We start from the raw sequence: 18559 nt of genomic DNA on the forward strand, positions 1-18559 counted from the left end.
TTCCCGGATCATACTGATTTTAAAATCTCTCTCACCACTTTACTTATTAAATTTACTGATCTTATCTCACACTTTTCATTTATGCTATGAGGCGAAAATATATTTGGACCTATAGAACAAGCATCGATCTTATTTCCGCTTTTATTTAGCAAAACGCCACATTCAAGTCCAGCATGGACGGCTTCAAATTTAGCATTTTTATTAAATTTTTGCATACTTTGTAAAACTACTTTTGCAAAATCAGTGATTTTAGGCTTCCAAGCGCTTGTTTGTTCGGCGTATCTAAGCTGAAATTTAGCCAAATTAGCCAAGCTTTGCATTTGAGATTTGATGCTCTCTAGCCCGTCATCGCTCATCGCCCTAGCAAAAAACTCTATTTCTAAAATATCTTCGCCTGTTTTTATGATAGATAAATTTATGCTCTCATTTACGATTTTTAGCTCTTCATCATAGCTTCTGATACCTTGTGAAAATGCATTTATAAAGTCTAGTACTTCGCCGCTTTGCATAACTTTAACTTTTTGTTTTCCAAGGTCTTTAACCTTGCAAATCTCATCGCTCATCAAAGTATGGTCGCTCACAACGATAGCTTTAGCACCAACTGGGATAGAGTTGTTTCTCTCGCCTCCATTAAAGCTTACTAATTCGCAACCATTTTTTAACAAAAACTCATTTAAAACCTTAATCGCATTTGGTATATTTTTGATGATATCTATGCCACTATGTCCGCCAGGAAGTCCGCTTACGCTCACTTCATACAGATTTTTTTCACAAGACGTTCTTTTTAAATTTAAACTTGCAAAGATACTAACACCACTAGCACATCCTATAAAAACGCCATTTTCATCTTCGCTATCTAAATTTAGCATAAATTTACTAGCAAGACTGCCACTAAATCCGTTTGCTCCAAGCAGTCCTACTTCTTCATTATTTGTGATCAAAACTTCTAAATCGCAAAATTCGCTCATAGCATCCATAATGATAGCTACTCCTATGCCATTATCGCTACCCAAACTTGAGTTTTTAGCACTCAAAAATCCGCCCTCGTTTATAAGCTCTATTTTTGGTGCAAGTCCGACGCAAACCATATCATAGTGAGCTTGCAAGCAAACCTTAGGATGACCTTTTATGGCGTGGATATTACCAAATTTATCAATATCTACCTTAAAGCCATTTTTACTTGCAAAATCAGCTAGATAGCCCCTAAGTTCATCAGTTTCATAGCTACAATGAGGAATTTTACAAATTTCCTTAAAATATTCTATGACTTTCAATCTCATATCCTTTACTTTTATATTTTTTTAACAAAAATTATAGCATTTTAATGGTAAGATTAGCGCTATGAAAAAAATAGTTAGCTTTATTATTTTAGTTTTATTGTTACAAGGTTGTCTTTGGGTAAATGAGCGAGGAATTTCAAATAAATACTACAACGACTGCAAAGAGTACTATGACGGGGCTGGAATTTACCATAAAGATTGTGATAAAAACCTTATAGATTGGCCAAAATGAATTTGATAAATGAACGCAACGCGCAGCTGTTTGCTCGTATAAATGCACTCCAAAAAACAAATTCACAAGTAAAATTTAGTGATAAAATAGAGATAAACTTAGATGATTTCTCTAGCGAAATTCTAAACTTAGCATTAGATCTAAAGCCGTGGCGTAAAGGTCCGTTTCAGATAAATGATCTATTTATAGATAGCGAATGGCAGAGTTTTATCAAATTTAATCTCCTAAAACCATATCTAAATTTAAAAGACAAAATAGTCGCCGATGTCGGTTGCAATAACGGATATTATATGTTTAGAATGCTTGATTTTAAGCCTAAAAGCATAACAGGATTTGATCCTAGTGTGCTTTGCTTTTTACAATTTAGCTTTATAAACCATTTTGTAAAATCAAATATAAATTATGAACTTTTAGGTGTGCAAGATCTGCCAAGCTATAAGACTAAATTTGATACCATTTTTTGCTTAGGCGTGATCTATCATAGAAGCGATCCGATAAAAATGCTAAAAGAGCTAAGGGCTAGTCTGAATTTGGGTGGTGAAGTTTTTTTAGATACTATGTTTATCGAGCGAGACGACGAGTTTGTCCTAAGCCCTAAAAATAGGTATTCTAAGATACCAAATATCTATTTTGTTCCTAGTATCAAGGCTTTACAAAACTGGTGCGAGAGAGCTAAATTTAATAATTTTGAAATTTTGGCGATAAAAGATACTGATCTAAACGAACAAAGAAAAACTATGTGGATAGATGGGCAAAGTTTAAATAATTTTTTAGATCCAAACGACCCTAGCCTCACCATAGAAGGCTATCCATCACCAAAACGAGTTTATGTAAGACTAACTTAAAAGGTAAAATATGGCTGAAAACGAAAATATTTACGAAGCAAATAAAGCAGAAGAAGCTCCAACTCCACAGCCGGAAAATCCATTTGGCATATCTGTAAATGTATTTCAAAATACAAATAGTGCATTTTGTGGGACAATTGTAGATATTAAAAAAAATTACGCAAAAACATCTATTGGTTTAACTCCTGATATGAAATACGATAGCGACTTGGCAAATAGCGGATTTTTATTTATCGCTGCTGACTTTGCTGCTCAAGCTGCGGTAAATTTGCCATATCTTGTAACGATAGGATCAAAAGTCAGCTTTTTTGCTCCTGCAAAAATAGGCGATATGATAGAATTTGAAGCAAATGCGTTTTTTGAAGAATCAAAAAAAAGAGAAGTAAAAGTTGTAGGAAAAATCAAAGATATAAAAATCTTTGAAGGAAATTTTCAGATAGTAGTTTTAGAAGATCACATTCTAAAACTACAAAAACAGGCTCTTGAAACGCAAGCCACTAAAAGAGAATCTAAAAGTGATTAAGAAATTTAGACAAATTTTGTCTCTCTTCATCTAAACTAGTAGCAAAACCATGTCCTGGATAAATAGTATAATTTTTTAATTTTATAGCTTTTATAAGACTATTTTTCATATCTTTTGGATTTGAAAAAGGAAAATCGTATCTTCCAATACTCCCTTTAAATATAAAATCCCCACTAAACACAACATCATTAACTTCTATCATCGAACACCCAGGAGTATGCCCTGGAAAATGAAGAAATTTAAACTCTAAATCTGCTAAATTTATCGTTTCATCGTGATCGACTAAGAAATCTGGAGTAAATTTATCTCTTACCACGCCAAATGGATCTGCCTCACACAAAAATGCGTCATCTTTTGGAACGTAGATAGGGATATTAAATTTATTTTTTAACACTAAGTCATCATATATATGATCAAAATGGCAATGCGTATTTAAGATCGCAACTGGATTTTTACAAATTTTTACTACATATTCATAAGCCCCATCGCCTGGATCTATGATAACTTCTTTGCCGTTATTTTCGACTATATAGCAATTTGTCGCCAAATCGCCAAACGCTCTTGAAAGTATTTGCATATTTAATCCTTAATGCTACATAAAAGTTATATTTTATCATTTTTTAGATATAATGCAATCGTTTTTTTGAATATAATATTTTTTTCATAGGTAAATTTAATGATAGATTTTGAATCTTTAGAAAATAAACTTCTAAATTTTCTAACAAACTACTTAGAAACTTCGTATGCAAAGGGCTTTACTATAGGAGTTAGTGGCGGATTAGACTCTGCTGTAGTGGCTACTTTATGCTCAAAAATAGCACCTACTTATGCTATTTTATTGCCTACAAAAAATTCAAACAAAGCGAATATAAACGATGGCATAAATTTATGCAAAACTTTGGGTATAAAATACGAAATCATAGATATCGAGCCTATTATTCAATCTTTTTTGAGTGCGATCAAAGACGCAGATAAGCTCAGAATCGGCAATCTAGCCGCAAGAGTTAGGATGAGTATATTATATGATCATTCGGCAAAATTTAGAACTCTAGTAGTTGGTACTAGCAACAAAAGCGAAAGAATGCTTGGATATGGTACTATTTACGGAGATACAGCTTGTGCGTTAAATCCTATCGGAGAGATATATAAAAGCGATCTATTTTTATTTGCAAAATATCTAGGTATAGATCAAAATATCATAGATAAAGCCCCAAGCGCTGATCTTTGGGAAGGGCAAAAAGACGAAGATGAGTTAGGATATACGTATAAACAATTAGATATTATTTTAAAAGAGATTGAACGCGGTAAAACAAAAAAAGAGCTAGAAGAAAGCTTTGATAAAAATTTAATAAATAACGTTTATGATAGAATAGAAAAAAATAAATTTAAACTAAATTTACCTTTGATAGCAAATATACAGTAGTAGGGATCAAATATGAAAGAAATACCATTTTTTAGACCGTACGCAGACGAACGCGAATACGAGTTAGTAAAAGAAAGCATAGATAAAAATGCAAACTATATGGTTACAAATTTAGAAAATAAAATAAAATCATATTTTGGCGTAAAGCATGCTATTACCACAAACAACGGCACTGCTGCAAATCATCTAGCGCTTTGTGCTATGGATCTTAAACGTGGGGATAAAATCATCTGTTCGGTCAATGCTTTTCCTAGTATAGCACAAGTGATTCGCCACTTTGACGCTGAACCTATATTTGTAGATATAAATGAAGATGATTTCAATATCAATCCAGAACAGTTAAAAAAAGTTTTAATAGAACACAAACATAAGAAGTTAAAAGCCGCATTTATCACTCACGTTGCTGGACAACCTGCTGATATGGACGCTATTTACGCTCTTGCAAAAGAACATAATATAAAAATCATAGACGACGCAAGCCGCGCTATGGGCGCTACATACAACTCAAAACTCCTTGGAACTATGAGTGGATCATATATGTCTTGCTTCCAAGTAAATCCACAAATTCAAAATGCACTCGCATCAACAGGTATAATCCTTACAAATAACGATGAAATGGCAAATCGTGCCAAACTTATAAGAAGTCACGCTATAGTAAATGACAGCTTTGATAAAGACGGAAATTTAGGATATGTTTATGATGTCATAGACGTAGGACAAAAATATGATCTAAATTCTATTTGTGCTGCATTTAGTATGGCGCAGTTCGAGAAGCTAGAAATATTCATCAAAAAAAGAAAAGAGATAGCTGCCATATATACAAAAGAGTTAGAAGGTTGCCCTCACGTCACTACTCCGATATTAAAAAGAGATAGTGTATTTACGCAGTATATTATCAAAATAGACAAGAATAGAGATGGATTTGCTAGAAAGCTTAAAGACGCTGGTATAAACATCGGATTGCATTATATACCTCTTCACCTGCTTAGCTATTATAAAAGCAAATACAATCTTAGAGTAAATGACTTTCCTGTCGCTTTAAAAGTATATCAACAAGTTTTATCTTTACCAATATATGCAGCCCTAGAAGAGAGTGAGATAAAATATATCTGTGACACTATAAAATCAGTGGCAAAGACACGTGTTTAAAAGCATATTTGACTTTTGGATAGATAAGTATTTTTATAGACCAAGGTATTTAGAGATGCTTATCTCTATGCTTTTAAGTCCTTTTACGTTAATTTATACTTTAATAGTATGTATAAAACCAAAACTATCAAAACCGGAAAAATTCGAAGTACCAGTTATAAGCGTAGGAAATTTAGTACTTGGTGGAACTGGCAAAACTCCGCTTGTAAAAGCTATATTTAACGAATTTTCTAATGATTTTAAAACTTTTATAATCTTAAGAGGATATAAAAGAAGCTCAAAAGGTATGCTAAAAGTAGCTCTACAAGGAGAGATATTATCTAGCGTACAAGCAAGCGGCGATGAAGCTATGGAATACGCACTAAGCCTAAAAAATGCAAACGTAATAGTAAGCCAAAACCGCAAAACAGCCATAAATGAAGCTATAAATTTAGGAGCAAAACTCATAATCTTAGATGATGGTTTTGGTAAATTTGATATATTTAAATTTAACATCTTACTAAAGCCAAACCCAGAGCCGATCATCAAACTACCTATCCCAAGCGGAGCTTATCGCTATCCCATTAGCTTTTATAAATACGCCGATTTTATCCCAGATCAAAGCGATATCATTAAAACAATGAATATTTTAAATCGCACTCAAAATATGCTTTTAGTCACAGCCATAGCAAACCCTATGAGACTAAAAAATGTCTTTGGAGAATGTATAGGAATTAGATTTTTCAAAGATCATTATAAATTTAAAAAAGAAGAGTTAGAAAAACTTATAAAAAGCTATAATGCAGATAGCTTATTAGTGACAATGAAAGATTACGTAAAGATAAAAGATTTTGGGCTAAATATCTCACTACTCGAACTTAAGACCGAAATTTCAACTAAATTTAAAAAAGAACTGCTTAATTTTATACAAAATTACAACTAAATTTGATACAATTATTTAAAAAATATTAGGATCAAGATATGCTTAAGAGTTCAAGAACTGCTGAGATCATACTAAGTGCTCTACCATATATACAAAAATTCCGTGATGAAATTTTTGTCATAAAATACGGCGGTGCAGCCCAAATTGATGAAAAGCTCAAAAACGATTTTGCTAGAGATGCTCTCTTACTTTGGCTAGTAGGCATAAAAGTCGTTATAGTGCATGGCGGCGGAAAAAAGATCAACTCATTTTTAGACAAACTAAACATACAAAGTAAATTTATAGACGGATTAAGAGTCACTGATGATGAAACTATGGAAGTCGTAGAGATGACTCTAAGTGGGCTTATAAACAAAGAGATAGTAAATTTACTAAACAAACACGGAGCTCGCTCCATAGGGCTTAGCGGCAAAGATGACAATATGCTAAAAGCCAAAAGCTACTCTGATGGCAAATACGGCTTTGTAGGACAGATCTCTGAGGTAAATCCCAGTGTCATCACAGCAGCATTGCAAAGCGGACTTATACCAGTCATCGCACCTATAGCGATCAGCGATGATTTTAGCGATACTTATAATATAAATGCCGATCTTTGTGCTAGCGCGATCGCAAACGCACTAAAAGCAAAAAAGGTTATATTTCTAAGCGATATAAAAGGCGTTTTAAGTAAAGACGGGGAGCTTATAAGCAATCTAAACGAGTCTAAAATCCAAAATTTAAAAAACGACGGTACTATAAATGGCGGTATGATTCCTAAACTAGATGCTTGTTTAGAATGCGTAAAAAACGGTGTAGGAGCAGCTCATATCATAGACGGAAGAGTACCTCACTCACTTTTGCTTGAGATATTTACAGATGAAGGCATAGGAAGTGTTATAAAATGATCATATTAAGCACTACTAGTAGCGAAAAATCTGCTCAAGTTTTAGCAGAAAAACTACTAGAACAAAGATCTGCAACTTGCGTAAATTTAATAAAGGGTTGCAAAAGTTTTTATGTCTGGCAAGGTCAAAAAGCATACTCAAATGAAACTATGCTTATCATAAAAGGAAAATATAACAAAGTAAAGGACATTTTACTAAAATATCATACTTATGAGCTTCCAGAAATTATCGCTCTAAAACCAAAAAAGATAGAAAAAAATTATAAAAAATGGTTAAAACAAAACTTAAAAGGTAAAAATATGTTTATAGGAACAAGATCAAAAGATGACTTAGTCACACTCTCGCACGCTTTACTAAACCCATCTGCATCGCACGGCGGATTATACGTAAGTCAAAAACTTCCGACTTTAGATAAAGAGTTTTTCAAATGGGCAAAAGATAAAAGTTATACGAAAATAGCTCTTAAGATCATAGAAAAATTCGACTTTGATATACCTATGGATACGTTTAAAAAAGCCCTAAAAAGATATGAAAAATTTGACAAAGAACCAGTGGAAATAAAAAAATTAGACGAGAATTTATATATAAATGAGCTTTGGCATGGGCCAACAAGAGCATTTAAAGATATGGCACTTCAGCCTTTTGGAGCTATTTTAAAAAGCTTAGCAAAACAAAACAACAAAAAATATCTCATAATGTGCGCTACTAGCGGAGATACAGGACCTGCAACACTACAAAGCTTTAGCGAAGCAAAAAATATACAAGTAGTTTGTTTGTATCCAAAAGACGGCACTAGCGAGGTTCAAAGACTGCAAATGGTAAATGCAGACGGCTCAAATTTAAAAGTTATCGGTATAAATGGAAACTTTGATGATGCTCAAAGAGCTTTAAAGACGCTACTTAACGATGATGATTTCAAAGACGAACTTACAAAACTAGATCTAAATTTAAGTGCGGCAAATTCCGTAAATTTCGGTAGAATTTTATTTCAAATCATCTATCATATTTATGTTTGCATATATATAACCAAAAATAAAAAGCCTATAGATATCATCGTGCCAAGCGGAAATTTCGGCAATGCTTTAGGTGCGTATTATGCTAAAAAAATGGGTGCAAATATCGCTAAAATCAAAATCGCATCAAACTCAAATAATATCCTAACCGAGCTTTTTACTAATGGAATTTATGATCTTAGAAATAGGACTTTAATACAAACCATAAGCCCTGCTATGGATATCTTGATAAGCTCAAATGTAGAAAGATTATTGTTTGATAAATTTGGATATAAACGCACAAAAGAGCTTATGGACTCTCTTGTGTCACAAAAATTCTACGAGCTTGATAAAGAAGAACTTGCACTTTTACAAGAAGATTTTGAAGCTGATTTTTGTACAGACCAAGAGTGTGAAAAATTTATAAAAAAAGTAGCTAAAAAAGGCAAACTCATCGATCCGCACACGGCTACTTGCTTTAAACAAGTTAGTAAAAACCGCATAAATGTTATAACTTCAACGGCACAATGGGTTAAATTTACTCCAAGTATGATAAAAGCTATCAAAAATAAAGAGAGCAAAAACGAACTTAAAGATATGAAAAGTTTAAGTAACGAATTTAAAAGCGAAATTCCAAGTTCTATCTTAAAACTTTTTGATAAAAAAGAAATTCACAAAGATATAGTAAATACAGGCGAGATAAAAGAAACTATTTTGGGATGGCTAAAAAAATGATAATTATACCTGCTCGCCTTGCTTCAACTCGTTTTGAGCATAAAATTTTAAGAAAAATCGATGGTGTTCCTATGTTTGTAAAAACTGCGATGAATGCCAAAAATGCAGATAGCGTACTGGTGGCTTGCGATGATGAAAAAGTAGTAAATATCGCAAAAAATTACGGCTTAGACGCTGTTTTAACAAGCGTAAATCACGAAAGTGGAACTGATCGTATAAACGAAGCGTCGGCTAAATTTAAACTAAAAGATGACGAAATTATCATAAATGTTCAAGCTGATGAGCCGTTTTTTGAAGTAGAAAATTTAACCAAATTTAAAAACTTTGCAAAACAAGCCATTGAAAATGGATCATTTATGGCTAGCTGTTTTAAACTAGTCAAAAAAGACGATGCCCAAAATCCAAATTTAGTAAAAGTCGTACTTGATGCTAATGACAACGCTCTATATTTTTCACGCTCACTTTTACCATATCCTAGAAGTGTATGCGACATTTTTAAAGCGCATATAGGAATTTATGCATATAGCGTAGCAAATTTAAAAGAGTTTTGCACTCTTAAAACAAAAGAGTTAGAAAATATAGAAAAACTAGAGCAACTGCGCGCTTTGCAAAGTGGCAAAAAAATCAAAATGATGCAAATACAAACAGAGAGTATCGGGATAGATACAAAAGAAGATCTTGAGGCCGCAGCTCTTAAATTTGGCTTTAAAATAGACTAAAATGACAAATGAAAAATTGCAACTCTTAAGCATAGCTAAATTTACGCAAATTTACTGCTGCGATCACCGCAAAGCTCAGCCAAAAAATAGTTCCAAACTAGATATCGTTTATAAAGGCGTAAATTTATTTATAAAATATAACTTGTATAAAGAGTGTAAGTTTTGTATGCAAACAAAAGACTGCAAAACTGCCAACACGAAGAAAAACCAAAATTTAGAAAATGTCTGCTATGATAAAAATAAGATAGAATATAGTTAAGATTATGAAAAGTAGTAGAATGAAGCTAGGTAAATTAAAATCATTTTTTATCAAGTCATAATTTTATATATCAAATTAAGCCATTTTTAGGTAGGATAAATAAAAAAAGTTGAAGTGAGATTATGCAAAGAGTTATTGAAAGTAAAATATATCGTGAATTTATTATCATTTATATTTCTATATTATTTATATTTTCTATTATATATTTATATTACGGGATAACATTTTTAGCATTTAACAAAATCACTACTTTTGTGATTGCAATTTTTATTTATATAGCGCTCCATAATCCAAAATATTTTCAACTCATAAATATTTATATGCAGTTTGGCGTCGCATACAATGTATCTTGCGATATCATCACATTTGGTTGGGGATACGGATTTGAACTGTATTTCATAGGCTTTGTTTTAGTTTATTATTTTTATATATTTAAAAATCAAAAACCAGAGATAATGCTTATAACGATTCAATGCTTATTGTGTCTATTTTTATATTTTATGACTAGAGATAAACAGATAATCTATGGAGATACTGGCTTTAAAGAAGCTATTTATATACTAAATTTTATCATCATAAGCTGTTCGCTTTTATATCTTCATAAAAATTTAAGCATAGTTCAAGCTACAAAGATAATAAATTTAGAAAAAAACAGAAGTAACTACCAAAAGATAGCAGAACACGACTTTTTAACTGGAATTTATAATAGGATTCCTATCCAAGAGATCATAAATCAAAATATTACGCTATTAAAAAATCATAAGATAAAGTCAATGTGTATTATACTTTGCGACCTTGATAATTTTAAAACAATAAACGATACATTTGGGCATATTTTTGGCGATGATATCCTAAAAAGCGTCTCTTCTTCGCTAAAAAGTAGTTTTTCAAAATACGGTGAGCTTGGGCGTTGGGGTGGAGAGGAATTTCTTATTTCTATAAAAGATATAGATGAAGCATATCTAAAAGAGATCATAGATTTAGCAAGGATAAAAATAGAAAATTTAAAACCTAATGCACTAAACGTAACTGCAACTTTTGGAGCTTTGTATATAACTGATATAAAGCCTGATATAAATCTATCAATGCTGATACATGACGTAGATCAGCTTATGTATCAAGGTAAAATAGAAGGTAAAAATAGATTGGTTTTCAAGCATTATGAATCAAAATAATAGAGACAATATAATTAAAAATTTACAAAAGATCATAGACGTATTTTGCATAATGTCTGTAGTGCATACACTTGTATTCTTTATAAGAGCTCAGTATGATCTGATGATCTTAAGCGTATTTAACATATTTGTTTATATGATCTGCTTATATCTATTTAGAAAAGAGAGTATAAATAACGCATTTTTGCTATTACATATCCAAATAATGATTTATATATCTATATGTATAATCAAGCTCGGATGGAACTGCGGATTTGATCTTATATTTATAGCGTTACTTTCTATCGTATATATAAACGTCTTTAAAAGCATATTTATATCTTATTTGGTCGCTTCATTAGAATCAGTAACTTACGTGCTACTTTATATTTTTACATTTGAAGAAAGAAGTTTTCATGATACACATCTGTTTTTAATAAATTTTGCATTTTTGATATTTCTTATGCCACTCTTATCCAAAACTCTTAGGATAATAGATATTGTGCATTTTTACAAACTACAAAATGAAGAGAATAAATTTAAAAATATGTCCCAAACCGATTACCTAACAGGGCTTTTAAACAAAAGAGCTTTAACTTCTATTATAAATGAAACTAGATATTTTGATATGATAGTCGCAATCTGTGATATAGATAATTTTAAAAAGATAAACGACAAATACGGACACAACGTAGGCGATGAGATACTAAAGCATATATCAGAGATACTCACGCAAAACTCTGCAAAAAATGACATAGTATCACGCTGGGGTGGAGAGGAATTTTTCATAGTATCATTTGATACAAAAAAAGAGATCTTTTTAGATAAAATTGAAAAAATGAGACGTCAAGCAGAAAAAATACGTGTAAATACACCTAATGGGGTTGTAAAATGTACTTTGACTTTTGGCGTATCTGATAGAAGCGATGATAAAGAAACGCTTATAAAACAAGCCGACGCAAGGCTTTATAAAGGCAAAAGATCCACTAAAAACTGCGTCGTATCAAGCGATGATGGCTCTACCCCCCCCCGTTTATTTCGCTGATGGATAAATTTAGATTATGATAGCTTATCTTTATTTGAGATAATTTCAAATGTCTTTTATATGTTCTAAAAACTCATTAGCACCTATAAATCCGACTATTTGCTTGTTTTTTAACTCTTTAGCATTTTTGTAAAAAATCAGAGCTGGCGGTCCAAAAACAGAGTATTTTTTCATCAAAGCAACATCATCTGCGTTGCCATTTGTTACGTCTATTTTTACCAAAGTAAAATCTTTTAGTCTTAGTAAAACTTTTGGATCCATAAATGTTATCTCATCTAGCTCTTTACAATTCACACACCAAGAAGCCCAAAAGTCTATCATTACTGGCTTATCGCTTAAAGCTAAGATATTATCAAGTTCTTTTAAATTTGATACTTTTATAAATTCTATATTATCTTGTTTTATAGCTGCATTTTTATTTATCAAATTTGGAGCGAATTTATTTATGCTGAAATTTACTACAAGCACTGATGAAACTATAAATATAAAAAGTCCAAAAGCTTTTATAAATTTAAGCCCTTTTGTGCTAGCTGGCTCAAACGCACCAAGACTTACTGCCCAAAATATTCCTAAAACTCCATAAAGAAAATAGCCTATCTCATCTCCTATCACCCTACTAAGCATCCAAACAGCCATACCTAGCATCAAAAATCCAAACGCTCTTTTTATCTCATCCATCCAAAATCCAGGCTTTGGAAGCAAGCGTGAGCTACCTATACCTACTAGCAAGAGAGGAATGCCCATACCCATACTCATAACAAACAAAGCGATACCGCCTAGCAGTGCGTCTCCGCTATTTGCTATATATAAAAGAGCTCCAGCAAGAGGTGCTGCAACGCAAGGCCCAACAACAAGAGCAGATAAAAATCCCATTATAGCCACACCAAGAATTCCACCTTTTTTCTCACTTTTTGAACTTATATAGCTTTGAAATTTTTTAGGAAGCTCTATATTATATAGCCCAAACATAGATAAAGAAAGCAACACAAATATAATACTAAAGCCTATAATAACAGCAGGGATTTGCAAAAGACCTTGAATGCTAGCACCAAATACACTTGCCAAAACACCTGCGATAGCGTAGGCCAAAGACATAAAAAATAGATAAACAAAGCTTATCCAAAGCCCGGTTTTTATAGATCTTTTCTCGCCACTTTTTGCGATGATTATACTTGAAACGATAGGTATCATAGGAAACACACAAGGCGTAAGCGATAGCAAAAGTCCATACCAAAAAAACGTTATGATAGTCATAAGTTTGCCATCGTTTGTAAATGAATTTGCTATTTTATCTTGATCAGAAACAGCTGCTTTAACTGGAGTTTCTGAACTTTGTGTTTTAGATATTTTTAGTTCTCCATCAGTGTTGCTTACTTCATAAGTAATTTCCATAGGTTTATAGCAAAATCCACTATAAGAACAGCCTTGATATTTTAGGTCTAGAGTTAGCTTATTTTTAGTAGTAAAGTTTGAAAGCAAACCAAATGGCACAAACAGATCAAACTCGCCTTTATATATCTCATAACCATCATATTTTTCATAATTTGGTAAATTTAAATACTCAGTTATATCATTCCCCAAAACGATAATTTTTAGTTTATCTTTATACAGATAAACACTCTCATTGACTTTAAAATTTAAATTTATACCTTGAGTTTTGTCGATACTTGCATTGATTTTAAAAGCATCATCTACACTAAGCACAGCACCAAAACTAAAGCTAAAAAATAAAAATAGCAAAACTAAAAACCTATACACTACGTTTCCTTTAAAAAATAAGTAAAATTGTACTTTATATTTATAAACATACTTTATCCTAAACGTAAATCAAATTTTAAATAATAAAATTTAAGTGTGTAAATTTTTATTAAATTTATATTTATTATTTTGATTTAAACAGAATTTTAATTAATAAACTATACAATAATATAATTATATTTTAAGGAAGTCATATGGAAAAAGATGATGATTTTGTGACCATCAAGGTCAAAAAAAGTAAAATAGAGTATGAAAAAGAGCTTAGAAAACTACAAATAGAATTCTTAAAATTTCAAAACCACGTAAAAGAAGCCGGCTTAAAAGTACTCATTATCATAGAAGGAAGAGATGCTTCAGGAAAAGGCGGAGTTATAAAAAGACTTACTGAACATCTAAATCCTAGAGGCTGTAGAGTCGTCGCTTTGGAAAAACCAAGCGACGTTGAGCGAACTCAGTGGTATTTTCAAAGGTATTCAGATCATCTTCCAAGTGCCGGCGAGATCGTGATATTTGATAGGAGCTGGTATAATCGTGCAGGAGTTGAGCCTGTGATGGGATTTTGTACGCAAGAAGAGCATAAAGAGTTTTTAAGGCAAGTACCTAAATTTGAAGAAATGTTGGTGAGTTCTGGAATTTTACTATTTAAATTCTACTTCTCAGTTTCAAAAGACGAACAAAAAAAACGTTTCAAAGATAGAAAAACAGATCCTTTAAAGCAGTTTAAACTATCTCCAGTAGATCAAAAAAGTCAAGAGCTATGGGATCAATACACAATAGCAAAATACTCGATGCTACTAGCTTCAAATACACCTTACGCACCATGGACTATCATAGTAAGCGACGACAAGAAAAAGGCTAGATTAAATACATTTAGATATCTACTAAACAAAGTCGATTACCCAAATAAGATAGAGGCCAAAGAGATAAAGATCGAGGAAAAAATCGTCAAAAGTGGATCTACTGAGATAAAGCTTATGGAAGAAAATCTAAAAAGTGAAAATTTAAAACAGATGCACGGATGAGTAAATTTAAGTGCCAAACAATCGGCACTTAAACCGATAAACTGAAGCAAATAAAAGGTTTTAAAGCCGTTTTAATCATTTTTAAAAGTAAAACAGCAGATCGAAAAATCCCAAAAAAATCGGCAATAAAAAGAAATATTCATACAAAACGCCATTGCTATCTCATCTATAAAAGTTTTTAAACAGACACAAAATGCCGATACGCACAGATACGCACCAAAAGCGAAAATAGTTAATATTATTTTATTGTTTATTTTTAGCCTATAGATTATATTATTACAACTATATCACAAGAATTACGAGTAAATTTATAAGTATTTTTTAAATTTAGAGTTACGAATTTAATCGCAACTCCATTTGCAGAATTTACAGAAAGCTTATTCGACTTCTGCGTCTATGACGTCATCATCTTTTTTCTTTTGCTCACCACTTGTCGCACCTGTATTTTGCTCTTTATACATAGTCTCAGCTAGCTTATGACTAACTTCGCTTAAAGCTTTTACTTTTACGTCAATTTGCTCTTTTGATGCATTTTCATCTTTTAACGTCTCTTTTAGATCATTTAATGCCGCTTCGATTTTAGCTCTATCTTCGTTTGGAAGTTTCTCACCAAGCTCATCAAGAGATTTTTGAGTTTGATGAGCTAAGCTATCAGCGCCATTTCTAGCTTCTACGGCTTCTTTTCTCTTTTTATCCTCTTCTTTGTGAGCTTCAGCGTCATTTACCATTTTATTTATCTCTTCTTCGCTAAGACCGCTTGAACCACTTATAGTGATGTTTTGAGCCTTGCCACTAGCCTTATCTTTTGCTGAAACTGTTAAAATTCCATTTGCATCTATATCAAATGTAACTTCAATTTGTGGCACTCCTCTTGGTGCTGGCATAATTCCTTCAAGATTGAAATTACCTAAGCTTTTATTGTCTTTTGCAAACTCTCTTTCTCCTTGAAGCACGTTAATAGTAACCGCACTTTGATTGTCTTCAGCAGTTGAGAAAGTTTGAGACTTTTTAGTAGGGATCGTAGTGCCTTTTTCTATCAATTTACTCATAACCCCGCCAAGAGTTTCGATACCTAGGCTAAGTGGTGTAACATCTAGTAAAAGCACGTCTTTTACGTCGCCTTTTATAACAGCACCTTGTATAGCAGCTCCGATAGCGACTACTTCATCAGGATTTACTGATTTGTTTAGCTCTTTACTAAATGCTTTTTTGACTTCTTCTTGTACTAGCGGAACGCGAGTCGAACCACCTACCATAACTACTTCTTTTATATCGCTTTTACTTATACCAGCATCTTTTACAACTTCATTGATTTTTGTGATAGTTTCGCTTACCAAGTCGTCTATCATACCCTCAAATTTAGCTCTGCTAATAGTTTTTGTAAGGTGTTTTGGGCCAGTCGCATCAGCTGTGATAAACGGAAGATTTATAGTTGTCTCCATAGCACTACTTAGCTCTTTTTTTGCATTTTCAGCAGCTTCTTTTAGCCTTTGAAGTGCCATTACATCACTTTTTAGATCGATTCCGGTTTCGCTTTTAAATTCATTTACCAAAAAGTCAATTAAGCGGTTATCAAAGTCATCACCACCTAAAAACGCATTACCGCCTGTTGCTAAAACTTCAACTACGCTATCGCCTGTTTCAAGCACAGTTACGTCAAATGTTCCACCGCCTAAGTCATAAACTACGATTTTTTCAGCCTCTTTTTTATCAAGACCATAAGCAAGAGCTGCGGCTGTAGGCTCATTTATGATTCTAAGTACATTTAGCCCTGCTATAGTTCCTGCTTCTTTTGTAGCTTTTCTTTGGCTATCATTAAAGTATGCAGGCACAGTTATAACGGCATCCACAACACTCTCGCCTAAAAACGCCTCTGCATCTTCTTTTAGTTTCATAAGAACTTTAGCAGAAATTTCTTGTGGAGTATATGTTTTACCAGCTATCTCAACAGCACACGCACCGTTTCTATCTACTATATGGTATGGAAGACGGCTTTTTGCCTCTTGTGCGTTTTTTTCGTTCATCATAAGACCCATAATTCTTTTTATAGAAAATATAGTCTTTTCAGGGTTTGTTACTGCTTGACGTTTTGCAGTATCGCCTACTAAAATCTCACCTTTATCAGTAAAAGCTACTACTGAAGGAGTTGTATTTTTACCCTCTTTGTTTGGTATAACTTTGCTTTCGCCTCTTTCATATATGCTTACGCATGAATTTGTTGTTCCTAAGTCTATTCCTATTACTTTACTCATTTTTTTATCCTTTTAAATTTAATTTACTTAATTTACTTGGCAATTACGACCATAGATGGTCTTAAAACCCTATCATTATACAGATAACCTTTTTGATAGACAGCAGCTATCTTACCGCTTTCTACCTCATCTGTTTCTATATAATTTATAGCGTTGTGAACTTCTGGATTAAACTCTGTATCGGTGCTAATCTCCTTAATTCCATATTTTTCAAAACTTTTCTTAAACTGCTCTATAGTTAAGTTTATACCATCTTTTATCTTATTTGCTATCTCATCATCTCCACTTTGTAAATTTGAAGCGATCTCCAAAGCATCAATGACTGGAAGAAGATCTCTTGCAAAACTCTCATTTGCAAATTTGACAGCTTCGCTCTTTTCTCTCTCTAAGCGTTTTTTGATATTTTCAAAATCCGCAGTAGCTCTTATCAAATTCTCTTTAAGAGCCGCTATCTCTTCATCTTTAGCATCGCAAATTTTTTCTTCATTGTCGTTTTGTATCTCCGTATCTTCTACAATCTGCTCTTTTATCTCTTCGCTCACGCTACCTCCTTTATGCTGGTTAAAAATTTTTCATAATCACTATAAACACTACCGGCACATATCATAACTGCACTTTTCCCCTCAAATATCACATCTGTTTTTAAGCCCATAAAACCAGGCTCAAACACTGGATTAAACGCTAAATTTGTTCTAAAAATATGCTCAAACGATGGTTCTAATATGCTTTTTATTCTATCGTCTTTAAACATTTCAAACGCAACTTTTTCATTTTCTTGAAAATATATGCGATTTCTTTTTAACTCTTTTATCTTGCTTCTAAGCTCGCTTAATCCAACTTGCATAGAAACTTTGTTTAAATCTTCTAGGCTAATGCCTATTATATTATTTAGAAATTTTTCTACTTTAGGGTTATACTTTAAAACAATACTCTCGCCTACAAAATCAAGAATCAAAAATCTATTTTCCACATTTAAAACTTCACTTAGAACTAATTTACTAACTCCAAAAATCATACAATAAAGACCGAAATCATAAACCAAAAAATTCAAAACATCGCTATTTGTGATATTTATAGGACTATTAAATTTAAGTCTGTCTTGCCAATAAAGTTTCATAGTAGCAAATGTAGGAATTCGCCCACCGCTTATGTGAAGTTGTGTTATAGCTCCCTCATCACTGAGCTTTTTAAAATATACTCTGATAGTTGATGCTGGGATACTAACGTTCATACGGATACCTAGCTCATTTGAGCCAATCGGCTCATTTTCTTCAAGATAAGCTTGTATGATAGACTCTAATATCAAATCTCTTTTATCTACTTTCACTTTTAGCACTCTTCCTATTCAATTGCTAAAAGAATTAT

Annotated in this window: 19 protein-coding genes; 13 read left to right on the forward strand and 6 right to left on the reverse strand. The window is 32.5% G+C overall.

Features of this window, described 5'->3' with window-relative positions; translation table 11 throughout:
• Positions 1–8: 8 nt before the first annotated feature.
• Positions 9–1274, reverse strand: coding sequence for a zinc-binding metallopeptidase family protein (locus CHLWT_RS05785; RefSeq protein ID WP_373924810.1), 1266 nt, complete (start codon positions 1272–1274; stop codon positions 9–11).
• 67 nt (positions 1275–1341) lie between these two features.
• On the opposite strand from CHLWT_RS05785, the gene CHLWT_RS05790 reads away from it, so the two are divergent.
• Genes CHLWT_RS05790 through CHLWT_RS05800 form a run of 3 tightly spaced genes read left to right on the forward strand, consistent with a single transcriptional unit; the run spans position 1342 to position 2880 of the window.
• Positions 1342–1512 carry a membrane lipoprotein lipid attachment site-containing protein gene (locus CHLWT_RS05790; protein ID WP_167347780.1) on the forward strand — a complete coding sequence of 57 codons (171 nt, stop codon included), beginning with the start codon at positions 1342–1344 and terminating at the stop codon, positions 1510–1512.
• The gene (gene cmoB / locus CHLWT_RS05795) at positions 1509–2357 is read left to right on the forward strand and encodes a tRNA 5-methoxyuridine(34)/uridine 5-oxyacetic acid(34) synthase CmoB (protein WP_112000303.1); all 849 of its coding nucleotides are present in this window, start codon (positions 1509–1511) and stop codon (positions 2355–2357) included. Before CHLWT_RS05790 ends, cmoB begins: the two co-directional genes overlap by 4 nt.
• Positions 2358–2367: 10 nt before the next feature.
• Entirely contained in the window at positions 2368–2880 is a 513-nt protein-coding gene (locus CHLWT_RS05800; RefSeq protein WP_063997997.1) for a hypothetical protein, read from the forward strand.
• Here CHLWT_RS05800 and CHLWT_RS05805 read toward each other — a convergent pair.
• Entirely contained in the window at positions 2867–3457 is a 591-nt protein-coding gene (locus CHLWT_RS05805; RefSeq protein ID WP_111970903.1) for an MBL fold metallo-hydrolase, read from the reverse strand. The two genes, CHLWT_RS05800 and CHLWT_RS05805, sit on opposite strands and share 14 nt — an antisense overlap.
• A 102-nt stretch (positions 3458–3559) precedes the next feature.
• On the opposite strand from CHLWT_RS05805, the gene CHLWT_RS05810 reads away from it, so the two are divergent.
• The 9 genes from CHLWT_RS05810 (at position 3560) to CHLWT_RS05850 (ending at position 12162) form a co-directional block, all read left to right on the forward strand.
• Positions 3560–4303 (forward strand): NAD+ synthase, encoded by a 744-nt coding sequence (locus CHLWT_RS05810; protein ID WP_373924812.1) that lies wholly within the window; start codon positions 3560–3562, stop codon positions 4301–4303.
• 12 nt (positions 4304–4315) lie between these two features.
• Positions 4316–5452, forward strand: a complete 1137-nt coding sequence (locus CHLWT_RS05815) for a DegT/DnrJ/EryC1/StrS family aminotransferase (RefSeq protein WP_111948447.1) — start codon at positions 4316–4318, stop codon at positions 5450–5452.
• Positions 5445–6374: a tetraacyldisaccharide 4'-kinase gene (locus CHLWT_RS05820; RefSeq protein ID WP_112000305.1), complete on the forward strand. Its 930-nt coding sequence runs from the start codon at positions 5445–5447 to the stop codon at positions 6372–6374. Before CHLWT_RS05815 ends, CHLWT_RS05820 begins: the two co-directional genes overlap by 8 nt.
• 38 nt (positions 6375–6412) lie before the next feature.
• Positions 6413–7258, forward strand: a complete 846-nt coding sequence (argB, locus tag CHLWT_RS05825) for an acetylglutamate kinase (RefSeq protein WP_111970900.1) — start codon at positions 6413–6415, stop codon at positions 7256–7258.
• Positions 7255–8985 carry a threonine synthase gene (gene thrC, locus CHLWT_RS05830; protein WP_112000306.1) on the forward strand — a complete coding sequence of 577 codons (1731 nt, stop codon included), beginning with the start codon at positions 7255–7257 and terminating at the stop codon, positions 8983–8985. The genes argB and thrC overlap by 4 nt, the downstream gene beginning before the upstream one ends.
• The gene (kdsB, locus tag CHLWT_RS05835) at positions 8982–9704 is read left to right on the forward strand and encodes a 3-deoxy-manno-octulosonate cytidylyltransferase (RefSeq protein WP_112000313.1); all 723 of its coding nucleotides are present in this window, start codon (positions 8982–8984) and stop codon (positions 9702–9704) included. The genes thrC and kdsB overlap by 4 nt, the downstream gene beginning before the upstream one ends.
• Before the next feature lies 1 nt (position 9705).
• Positions 9706–9963, forward strand: a complete 258-nt coding sequence (locus CHLWT_RS05840) for a hypothetical protein (protein WP_112000307.1) — start codon at positions 9706–9708, stop codon at positions 9961–9963.
• Positions 9964–10085: 122 nt separating this feature from the next.
• Positions 10086–11138, forward strand: coding sequence for a GGDEF domain-containing protein (locus tag CHLWT_RS05845; protein WP_170253226.1), 1053 nt, complete (start codon positions 10086–10088; stop codon positions 11136–11138).
• Positions 11125–12162 carry a GGDEF domain-containing protein gene (locus tag CHLWT_RS05850; RefSeq protein ID WP_112000308.1) on the forward strand — a complete coding sequence of 346 codons (1038 nt, stop codon included), beginning with the start codon at positions 11125–11127 and terminating at the stop codon, positions 12160–12162. Before CHLWT_RS05845 ends, CHLWT_RS05850 begins: the two co-directional genes overlap by 14 nt.
• Before the next feature lie 45 nt (positions 12163–12207).
• Here CHLWT_RS05850 and dsbD read toward each other — a convergent pair whose 3' ends face one another.
• Positions 12208–13920, reverse strand: a complete 1713-nt coding sequence (gene dsbD / locus CHLWT_RS05855) for a protein-disulfide reductase DsbD (RefSeq protein WP_112000309.1) — start codon at positions 13918–13920, stop codon at positions 12208–12210.
• A 194-nt stretch (positions 13921–14114) separates the two neighbouring features.
• On the opposite strand from dsbD, the gene ppk2 reads away from it, so the two are divergent.
• Positions 14115–14942 (forward strand): polyphosphate kinase 2, encoded by an 828-nt coding sequence (gene ppk2, locus CHLWT_RS05860; RefSeq protein ID WP_111948460.1) that lies wholly within the window; start codon positions 14115–14117, stop codon positions 14940–14942.
• A gap of 377 nt (positions 14943–15319) precedes the next feature.
• On the opposite strand, the gene dnaK is transcribed toward ppk2, so the two are convergent.
• From dnaK to CHLWT_RS05875, 3 genes are read right to left on the reverse strand one after another with little or no spacing between them, the layout of a single operon-like run.
• Positions 15320–17194 carry a molecular chaperone DnaK gene (gene dnaK / locus CHLWT_RS05865; protein WP_112000310.1) on the reverse strand — a complete coding sequence of 625 codons (1875 nt, stop codon included), beginning with the start codon at positions 17192–17194 and terminating at the stop codon, positions 15320–15322.
• Between the two features lie 32 nt (positions 17195–17226).
• Positions 17227–17724, reverse strand: coding sequence for a nucleotide exchange factor GrpE (locus CHLWT_RS05870; RefSeq protein ID WP_373924813.1), 498 nt, complete (start codon positions 17722–17724; stop codon positions 17227–17229).
• Positions 17725–17732: 8 nt separating this feature from the next.
• On the reverse strand, positions 17733–18521 hold the full coding sequence (locus tag CHLWT_RS05875; RefSeq protein ID WP_063998975.1) for an HrcA family transcriptional regulator: 789 nt from the start codon (positions 18519–18521) through the stop codon (positions 17733–17735).
• Positions 18522–18559: the final 38 nt, after the last annotated feature.

It is taken from the genome of Campylobacter hyointestinalis subsp. lawsonii, from assembly GCF_013372165.1.
GTDB classification, from domain to species: domain Bacteria; phylum Campylobacterota; class Campylobacteria; order Campylobacterales; family Campylobacteraceae; genus Campylobacter; species Campylobacter lawsonii.

Coding starts and splice junctions, on each gene's coding strand:
- CHLWT_RS05840 (WP_112000307.1), top strand. CDS start 9,706: ATGACAAATGAAAAATTGCAACTCTTAAGCATAGCTAAATTTACGCAA.
- CHLWT_RS05790 (WP_167347780.1), top strand. CDS start 1,342: ATGAAAAAAATAGTTAGCTTTATTATTTTAGTTTTATTGTTACAAGGT.
- CHLWT_RS05805 (WP_111970903.1), bottom strand. CDS start 3,457: ATGCAAATACTTTCAAGAGCGTTTGGCGATTTGGCGACAAATTGCTAT.
- CHLWT_RS05815 (WP_111948447.1), top strand. CDS start 4,316: ATGAAAGAAATACCATTTTTTAGACCGTACGCAGACGAACGCGAATAC.
- kdsB (WP_112000313.1), top strand. CDS start 8,982: ATGATAATTATACCTGCTCGCCTTGCTTCAACTCGTTTTGAGCATAAA.
- ppk2 (WP_111948460.1), top strand. CDS start 14,115: ATGGAAAAAGATGATGATTTTGTGACCATCAAGGTCAAAAAAAGTAAA.
- thrC (WP_112000306.1), top strand. CDS start 7,255: ATGATCATATTAAGCACTACTAGTAGCGAAAAATCTGCTCAAGTTTTA.
- CHLWT_RS05845 (WP_170253226.1), top strand. CDS start 10,086: ATGCAAAGAGTTATTGAAAGTAAAATATATCGTGAATTTATTATCATT.
- CHLWT_RS05800 (WP_063997997.1), top strand. CDS start 2,368: ATGGCTGAAAACGAAAATATTTACGAAGCAAATAAAGCAGAAGAAGCT.
- argB (WP_111970900.1), top strand. CDS start 6,413: ATGCTTAAGAGTTCAAGAACTGCTGAGATCATACTAAGTGCTCTACCA.
- dnaK (WP_112000310.1), bottom strand. CDS start 17,194: ATGAGTAAAGTAATAGGAATAGACTTAGGAACAACAAATTCATGCGTA.
- cmoB (WP_112000303.1), top strand. CDS start 1,509: ATGAATTTGATAAATGAACGCAACGCGCAGCTGTTTGCTCGTATAAAT.
- CHLWT_RS05850 (WP_112000308.1), top strand. CDS start 11,125: ATGAATCAAAATAATAGAGACAATATAATTAAAAATTTACAAAAGATC.